Raw genomic sequence first — 7955 nt, forward strand, 5'->3', positions numbered from 1 at the left:
AAGGGGCATGCCCCTTTATCCCAATTCCTTAATTCCAGTTTCATTTTACAATTGAGGTTTATATAAAAATAGATGAATTTGATTATCCACTCTATGAATACACTTACAGTTATGTTACTATTTTAACAAGGAGGCTTAAATATGGGTAAATTAGATAATAAAGTCGCTATCGTTACAGGCGGTAATGCAGGTGTTGGTAAAGCTATTGCAAAATTATTTGCGAGTGAAGGTGCAAAGGTTGTTATTTCAGCAAGAAGAAAAGAAGTATTAGAAGAAGTAGGTAAAGAAATTGAAGAAGCAGGAGGTACTGTATTATGTGTACCTACTGATATTTCTAAGATTGATGATGTAAAGAACCTAGTTTCTAAAACTGTAGAAGCATTTGGTAAAGTAGATGTATTAGTGAATAATGCAGGTGTACTTGATAAAGGATTAAATGCGATTGATCGTATTGATTATGATGACTTAAATAGAGTTATTGATATTAACCAGAAGGGTACAATGTATTGTATGTCTGAAGCATTAAAGGTTATGACAAGTGGTGCTTCTATTGTGAATATTGCAAGTGTTGCAGGTCAGTTTGGTGCTGGAGGAGCAGTTTATGTTTCTACTAAAGCAGCTATTATCGGTGTCACTAAACATACTGCAATGCGTTTTGCGAAAGAAAATATTCGTTGTAATGTGATTTGTCCTGGTAGTATTACTACAGATATGGCAGCAGGTTTAACACCTGATACAATGGATATGAAGATGATGGGTGCTATGAGTGCTCATAGTGATTTATCCCTTAAACCATGTAGTCCAGAAGATGTTGCAAGAGTCACTCTTTTCTTAGCAAGTGATGATGCAGCACCTATTACAGGACAGGTTGTAGTTACTGATTATGGTGTAGATTTATAATGGAGTGCGGCTTAGGCTGCACTTTTTCAATGTCTTTTATGCTAGAATTTATGTCTCTTGTGCAAGAATTATAGGCAATAAATCATATCTCATATAGAGTTGAAGTGTAGAAAGGAGTGAAATGATGAAACTCAAGAAAATATTAGTCATTCTTATAACACTTATTGTTGTTGTGGTTGTCTCTACGCTTCTTTATTATAAGAATATGAATTATATATCTGAAAACTGGAATATCGACTTCCCTTCAGAAAACACAATTGTATATCAAGTAAAACCTTCTCCTTCATTTACTAATGATGGAATATATTATGAGGTACAGGAAGTTAAAAATAAAAATCTTCCCATTACATTGACTAATAAGAAGAATAATGAAATAGAAGAAGAATTCAATAAATATATCATAGAAGCAAAAGTATCACAAAAGCAGTTGCCAGACTTCACACAAGATTATAAGTATTATAAGAAAAGTGACGTAGGAAGATCATTGATTGTAGTAGCTCAGCGTCATAAGCTGTATATTGTATCCTATAACCTATAAGAAAGCGCCTCGTTAATGAGGCGTTTTTAAGCGGATTGATTTTGTTTTGTCATTACAATTTATAATGAATTGATTATCTTTAACCTTTAGTCTTATTTCTGTATGATCTGTTACATGTTCTCTAATGAATATTTCCATCTGTTCAATAATATTTGCATCATCCAAACGAGAATCAACAGGAATCATGACTATCATCTTGATATCATAATCTTCTAAACTCTGCATAAGAATAGTTAACTTATGATCAAAGATAGGATTATTAGTATGAGATACATATTGTTTATGCATTAGATCATCTATCTCTTTTTCAATGAATTGATGTGTCTCTTCATCAGAAATTACATGATCAAGCTTTCTTAATACATAAAGCATACGATGTTCTTTCTTTAGTAAAGAATTATATATATGATTAATTCGATCATTATTTTCTCTTTGTATTCTTAACTTCTCTTTCTCTAAGTAATTTTGTCTATATTGGAAGAATAGAAAAATAAATAATAAGCTTAATACAAATACCAATACAGTCATTAAGATGATTGTAGATTGGGGTAGTCTAATAAAAGAAAGAGCTTGCATTAATAAAGAGATTAATACAAGTAATACAATCCCAATAAGACCAAAGGTCTTATTCTCTTCGAGGAAGGAAAGATTATTTCTATTATATTTTAATATCTTTAATAAGCCTAAGGAAATCATACAATAAAGAATTCCGAAGGGAAGTCCATAAAATTCTCCTAAATTAAATAAGTTTAATAAACGAACAAATAAAAGATTCACAAAAAGTAAAGCAGTAAAGAATAGAAGTGTTGTAGAAATACTATAAATCACAGCTTTATATTTATGAATATAAAGCATACATGCATGTGTTACACATATAAGAATGATCAATAAAAAGTTATTGAGGAGAGTAGGATTGGTAAAAATAAACGTTTCTGTGAGAGTAAGAGGAGCACAAAGAATAGTGTAGGAATATTTTTTTTCTGGTATTAAAATACTGCTGATGCAAAAACAAAGCATTGCAGTACTTATAACTGAAAATAAGAAATCAAATATCATAGCTTCATATACTCCTTGTAATAGTGTAAAAAGTTGTTCTTATAAATACGTCCTACAGAAAGATTTTCATTGTTGTATAGAATAGTATTACGATTGTAATCTTCTACGTATTGAAGGTTAATGATCATATTTTTTTGAATCTGAACAAGTGTTGTATTGATATAATCATTACAGAAATCTTTAAGAGTACCAGTTGTCATATAATCTTCTTTAGGTGTATGGACAACTAAATCATGACCAATAGAAACAATTGAATGGATATCTTGAATAGGAATCTGTAACGAACGTTTACTATCTTTAAGTGTAATAGTGATATAAAGAGTAAGTAGTTTCTCTTTTAACTGCTTAAAGACAATATTCTTATCATAATCATAATGGTTCTTTCTTATGAACTGAAAAGGTTCAACCTGGAATGTATTAAATACAAGATTCTCGTGACTTGATGTGAATATAACCAGACAGTTATGCTTATCTTTATGATATTTTGCGATTTCAATACCATTCTTATCATTTAATTCAATATCCATGAATATAACATCATATGTACCTTCTATTTGATCAAAATGATCAGTCACCACATTTATATTCATATTAGGATTATGAAAGTATTCACTTATATCTTTTTCTAGCTGCATTGCGAAAGCAGTATTATCATCACAAATCAGTATATTCATAACGTCATCTCTGTAATATTTTAGCATATTATTTTATTGGATTGAAATGTAATTTCTGTGGAATGTCTTTTATGCATGAAAATGTGTCTCTTATGCGAGAATTATAGGCAATTTGAAGATCATAGGATAATATTTAGTTAACATCTAGATGGAAATTAAAAAAGAGAAAGGTTTAAAGCAATGAAGAGATTAATGATAATACTATTATCTCTTGTGATGATTTTAAATATCCCGATAACTACTGTTTTTGCTGATCATATTGAAGAAAACAATTTGAATTATTATTCCTATGAATTATTTGAGAATAGTGAAAAAAGATATGTGGATGTAATTAATAAGAAAACAAAGCATGTAGATTATATAGTATATGATAAAAAGACAGGTGTACTCACAATTAATGGAAGAAATAAAAAGTGTGTTGTTTATGCAAATCATCCTAGAAATGCATCACATTATAAAATGAATTTCACTGTTGATTATCAAACAGCTGGACTTCTAGCAGGTAGTATTTTAGCTTTTACAGCGACTTCAATTTCATCCCTTAAAAAAGTGATGCCAGCTTTTAAGTTAGCGGTAGGAACTCAAGTAAAAGGCTGTTTAAAATATAAATGTCATAATAATAGGAGAACTTATATAACTCTTACAATAAAGTTTGGTAGCGATCCAAAAAAGTCATATAGTTTTAAAACTAGTAGTTTGCGGATGAGCACTAAACTTTATATTTATACACTCATATTTTATTAAGGAGGACTTAATATGAAAAAATTTTTGAATTTGAATATATGTATATGTATATTGGTTACGTTTTTGTTTGAGTTTTTAGATGGCAGCAATATGATTCCATCTCAATATCGTCTAGCAATAGCGGCTATCATTCTGATCATTGATGCAATCTGTGCAATAATCGCAATTATTGAAAGTAGAAAGAAAAATCATTCAATTAAAATGTTTTTAGATGATTATGTTTGTACTTTAGTTTCGGCGACTATTTTTACACTTCTAGCATTTAATGTTGTTCCATCAAGATTTCGTTCTGAAGTAGAATCTATAACTGTTTTGTATTTAATTATAGGTTTGGTCTACAATTTTGTTAAGGATAAGAAATCAATAAAATCAACATCTAAAAATAATAGACTCTCATAGGAGAAATCATTATGAAAAAATTTCATAAAAACAAACATCATGAAAATATGTACTAGATTGAGTACTGCGTTCACAGTATGGTATTTGATGATTGGTGATTCTTACACAATATTATCAAAAAATCGATCAATTATATTAATTATACTCTTTGTGCTTGATGCAATCATTTTAAGATATCTTCTTAATGACAGAATGAAAGAGAACAAATCAAAAGAAGTATTTTTACAAACTGATATCTTTGTGCTTATTTCACTTATTGTTCTTATACCTTTGCATTTAGGTATTGTACATCCGATTATCGGTGCAGTATTATCAGGTTCAGTAATAATTTACCAGGCAATCGCAATTACTCATAATATTAAAGAGAAAAGAAAGAAAAAGAAACAAAAGAAATCAGGCGCTATCCCTAGCATTTAATAAAAAAATAATATATTCTTATATGTAAGAGAGGTTATTATGAAAAAAATTCTAAATTATTTTACTGGTGTAATCATTACATTCCTATTTCTAATATTTAATGGACTTGATGCGATTCCATCAAAGTATCGTTTAGGAATAGCTGCAGTTATCTTTATTTTTGATGCAATAGTACTTGCTTATGAACTTATTGATAGTATGAAGAAAAACAAATCCGCAAAAGTATTACTTCAAGAGAATATTTGTATGATCAGTACATTTATGATTTTACTGATTTTGAGAATAAGTCATCTTTCTCAAGAATGTAAGTTTGTGATTGCAGGGGTGGTAGTCTGTTATATTATAATAAGTATAATCTATAATCATAAGAAAAAGGTGGAAATTGAATAATCCACCTTTTTAGCTTATAGTTTAATTTCTTCATCACATCTTGAAGCAAGTTCTAAATCATGTGTGACCATAATGACTATCTTACCTTTTCTAGATAACTTATAGAGAATATCAAAGACGATATCTCTATTTTCTTTATCTAGGTTACCCGTTGGTTCATCACATAATATGATTTTTGTATCATGTAATAAGAGTCTTGCCAGGGCAATTCTTTGCTGCTGTCCACCTGATAACTTATATATCTTTTGTGTTATTGGTGCTTCTATACCCACTTGTTTTAATACCTCAGGAATAAGAGAATACTGATCTTTTTTTAAAATCATCTTTAGATTCTGTTCTATTGTTTCATTCTCTATTAATGCATAATTCTGGAATAAGAAACCAATAGTATGTTTGTATAACTTTTGAATACTTTTAGGTTCTTTATCATCTATAAGTATGCTTCCTTGATCTTTCTTTTCTAAGAATCCTAATAGATATAATAATGTGGTTTTACCACAACCTGAAGGTCCAGTAATCGCGTAAATATGATTATCTTCAAAGGTATAACTAAAATCCTGGATAATAGGTTTATCATAACTTTTATATAAATGAGATACTTTTAGACTCATGTTAATTCATCTCCTTTAAGACAAGAAATTACCTTGATCTTTTCTAAGGCATAAATGAGAAGTAAAGAGAGAAGCCAATCTACCATCAATATCATAATGATCATGATTGGATGAATAGTATGAATAAATAATGAAAGTAGAAGCAGTAACACATAACATATACTTTCCAACATGATATATTCCTGATATCTCTTGAAGAAAGAAATACCATGAATCTTTAATACAGAAATCTTCATAATTGATTTCTTGAAATAGAAGAAGATATATTCATAAATTAATATCAACATCAAAATAGAAGTTAATTGAATAGAGATAATGTTTTTCTGTATTGTCTTATTGAGTTCTTCTAGCTGTTCATTTAGTGTATTGTAAGGCTTTATGAAGTTAAGCACAGGTGGAATACCCGCTTCTTTAAGCTTCTTATTGATATTATGTGATGGAATCATATAAAGATAGGGATCATTGTTTTCATCTATCACAATAATAGAATTAATCAACCAGCCGTTATGTTTATGATGGGTAGAATAAGAATAAATTTTCTGATTATTCTTAATATATTGGATGGCATATCCATCACCATATCCTTTAATTGAAGAATCATTTTTTCTTGATAGTGGTACTAATAATGTTTGTGATTGAGGCTTAATAGAATGATTATTGATATCTTTAATATGAAAGATATCTAATACATTCTGATTCACACGTACACTATTAGGAATATTATGAAGAATATCTTCATCGAATTGCGCTTGAGATTCTACATAGAGAGAATTCTGTGAATCAATAAAGTTTTGTAGTTTCTTTAATATATCACTCCAGCCTTGCTGATCTGTGACATATTCTCCTTTAAAGGAATCAATGACAACTATATTCTGCGTTTTTTCTTTTATTGACTGTAAAGTCTTATATTCATACTGTGCTTTAGAGATAGAAGAATATAATACAGAAGTCATTACACATAATATACCTACTACAATCACTTTAAAACCAAATAAGACATAGGATTTCATATCTATGAGGTGACTACCTACGATATATTGTTTAATTGAATGACTAGAAATATATAGATAGAATATGAATTCTATAAGGGCATATAAGGCTAATAGAATAAGAAATAACAGTCCTTCATACTTCAATAGTATCCAATGATTATTCCCATTATAACCAATCATAAAATCTGTAATAAGACATACAAACCAATAGAAGAATACTAAACTGTACCATTCTTGATGATCTAATTGATAGAGAATGGACTTTGAATTGATTCCATGGAGTTTATAGATACCTATATGTTTTTGATAATCAATCATATCTAAAACTTTTAATAGAATTAAAGATAACAACAATACAACATAGAGGAAAGAATATTTCATAAGTATATCTTTAAGAAAAATAGAGTACTCTTCTTCATGCACAGTATTCTTTTGCACAATTATATTAGAATCATTACTTAAGTAACGCTGTATAGATTGATCATTTGTTAGCAAAGTAATTTCATAAATATGATGCCAGTTCTTTATTCTCTTATATGTGATTGTTTGTGAACCTGTTAGAGGAGAACCAAACTTCTTGATAGAGGGCTTGATAGGAAAACTATCACTTATTTCATAAACAAGTGATGTGTCATTCACATAGTTAGAGAAGTAGTAGGGGATATTTCTATTATCTAAGTATTGGGCTATGTCTTCTTTTTCTTCATTACTTGTACCATATTTGAAGGATGCAAGTAGTGTATGATTAGAATGATTAATAGCGGATTGACTTTGTGTATAGAAATACATAACTGAATGATCTAATACAGATATACACAGTAAGAATACCAACGAGATAAAGACAAAACATTTGAGAAGTCTTTTAATCACATCAATCACTCCTTTTATATTATAAATGATGATAGCTATTACTTATGTGATTAATTATTCATACCAATAAATGTGCTGGTGATTGTTGTCAATCTTAACACCTGTCATTTTTGCATGAGCTGCTTGATAACCTGATTTAGTTTTACTTTTTCCATTTGCTTTAACTTGTGCAAAAGCAGTTTTTGATCTAATGCCATAATGGGTAGTATAGTCTGCTCTTTTAGTGGCAGAATAAACATCATCAGTAAAAATAATGCTAACATAATTATCAGAATAATTATATTCATTTGCAAATACAGTAACAGTGATTATTCGCAAGCAACAGCACCGCCAATCGCATAAAGTGCACCACCTATATCACCAA

At 29.1% G+C, this 7955-nt stretch carries 11 protein-coding genes; 6 read left to right on the forward strand and 5 right to left on the reverse strand.

The window, feature by feature from the left end; all coding sequences use genetic code 11:
- Window positions 1–141: 141 nt before the first annotated feature.
- Window positions 142–900, forward strand: coding sequence for an SDR family NAD(P)-dependent oxidoreductase (locus tag DW269_RS11740; RefSeq protein WP_117460116.1), 759 nt, complete (start codon window positions 142–144; stop codon window positions 898–900).
- 124 nt (window positions 901–1024) lie between these two features.
- Window positions 1025–1438: a hypothetical protein gene (locus DW269_RS11745; RefSeq protein ID WP_117460118.1), complete on the forward strand. Its 414-nt coding sequence runs from the start codon at window positions 1025–1027 to the stop codon at window positions 1436–1438.
- Window positions 1439–1450: 12 nt separating this feature from the next.
- Here the strand turns inward: DW269_RS11745 and DW269_RS11750 are convergent, their stop codons facing one another.
- Complete coding sequence (locus DW269_RS11750) at window positions 1451–2293, reverse strand: hypothetical protein (protein WP_147321706.1); 843 nt, start codon at window positions 2291–2293, stop codon at window positions 1451–1453.
- 197 nt (window positions 2294–2490) lie between these two features.
- Entirely contained in the window at window positions 2491–3168 is a 678-nt protein-coding gene (locus tag DW269_RS11755) for a LytTR family DNA-binding domain-containing protein (protein WP_158546369.1), read from the reverse strand.
- 180 nt (window positions 3169–3348) lie between these two features.
- Here DW269_RS11755 and DW269_RS11760 point away from each other — a divergent pair, with 180 nt between their 5' ends.
- The 4 genes from DW269_RS11760 to DW269_RS11775 all read left to right on the forward strand — a co-directional run bounded on the left by DW269_RS11760 (window position 3349) and on the right by DW269_RS11775 (window position 5118).
- Window positions 3349–3912, forward strand: coding sequence for a hypothetical protein (locus DW269_RS11760; RefSeq protein ID WP_117548168.1), 564 nt, complete (start codon window positions 3349–3351; stop codon window positions 3910–3912).
- 12 nt (window positions 3913–3924) lie between these two features.
- On the forward strand, window positions 3925–4311 hold the full coding sequence (locus DW269_RS11765) for a hypothetical protein (protein ID WP_117460126.1): 387 nt from the start codon (window positions 3925–3927) through the stop codon (window positions 4309–4311).
- Between the two features lie 87 nt (window positions 4312–4398).
- Window positions 4399–4728 carry a hypothetical protein gene (locus tag DW269_RS11770; RefSeq protein ID WP_117460128.1) on the forward strand — a complete coding sequence of 110 codons (330 nt, stop codon included), beginning with the start codon at window positions 4399–4401 and terminating at the stop codon, window positions 4726–4728.
- Window positions 4729–4767: 39 nt separating this feature from the next.
- Window positions 4768–5118, forward strand: coding sequence for a hypothetical protein (locus DW269_RS11775; protein WP_117460130.1), 351 nt, complete (start codon window positions 4768–4770; stop codon window positions 5116–5118).
- Between the two features lie 14 nt (window positions 5119–5132).
- Here the strand turns inward: DW269_RS11775 and DW269_RS11780 are convergent, their stop codons facing one another.
- The 3 genes from DW269_RS11780 to DW269_RS11790 are packed head-to-tail and all read right to left on the reverse strand — an operon-like array spanning window position 5133 to window position 7909.
- Entirely contained in the window at window positions 5133–5729 is a 597-nt protein-coding gene (locus tag DW269_RS11780) for an ATP-binding cassette domain-containing protein (protein ID WP_117460132.1), read from the reverse strand.
- Window positions 5726–7591 (reverse strand): DUF1430 domain-containing protein, encoded by a 1866-nt coding sequence (locus tag DW269_RS11785; protein ID WP_117460134.1) that lies wholly within the window; start codon window positions 7589–7591, stop codon window positions 5726–5728. Before DW269_RS11785 ends, DW269_RS11780 begins: the two co-directional genes overlap by 4 nt.
- A 54-nt stretch (window positions 7592–7645) precedes the next feature.
- A complete protein-coding gene (locus DW269_RS11790; protein WP_117460135.1) occupies window positions 7646–7909 on the reverse strand; it encodes a hypothetical protein in 264 nt (87 codons plus the stop codon).
- Window positions 7910–7955 lie beyond the last annotated feature (46 nt).

Origin of the sequence: Catenibacterium sp. AM22-6LB (assembly GCF_003435615.1) — a bacterium.
GTDB classification, from domain to species: Bacteria; Bacillota_I; Bacilli_A; order Erysipelotrichales; family Coprobacillaceae; genus Catenibacterium; species Catenibacterium mitsuoka_A.

Excerpts from the sequence above, each read along its gene's own strand:
- DW269_RS11740 (WP_117460116.1), top strand. The coding sequence starts at position 142 with ATGGGTAAATTAGATAATAAAGTCGCTATCGTTACAGGCGGTAATGCA.
- DW269_RS11745 (WP_117460118.1), top strand. The coding sequence starts at position 1,025 with ATGAAACTCAAGAAAATATTAGTCATTCTTATAACACTTATTGTTGTT.
- DW269_RS11750 (WP_147321706.1), bottom strand. The coding sequence starts at position 2,293 with ATGCTTTATATTCATAAATATAAAGCTGTGATTTATAGTATTTCTACA.
- DW269_RS11755 (WP_158546369.1), bottom strand. The coding sequence starts at position 3,168 with ATGAATATACTGATTTGTGATGATAATACTGCTTTCGCAATGCAGCTA.
- DW269_RS11760 (WP_117548168.1), top strand. The coding sequence starts at position 3,349 with ATGAAGAGATTAATGATAATACTATTATCTCTTGTGATGATTTTAAAT.
- DW269_RS11765 (WP_117460126.1), top strand. The coding sequence starts at position 3,925 with ATGAAAAAATTTTTGAATTTGAATATATGTATATGTATATTGGTTACG.
- DW269_RS11770 (WP_117460128.1), top strand. The coding sequence starts at position 4,399 with ATGATTGGTGATTCTTACACAATATTATCAAAAAATCGATCAATTATA.
- DW269_RS11775 (WP_117460130.1), top strand. The coding sequence starts at position 4,768 with ATGAAAAAAATTCTAAATTATTTTACTGGTGTAATCATTACATTCCTA.
- DW269_RS11780 (WP_117460132.1), bottom strand. The coding sequence starts at position 5,729 with ATGAGTCTAAAAGTATCTCATTTATATAAAAGTTATGATAAACCTATT.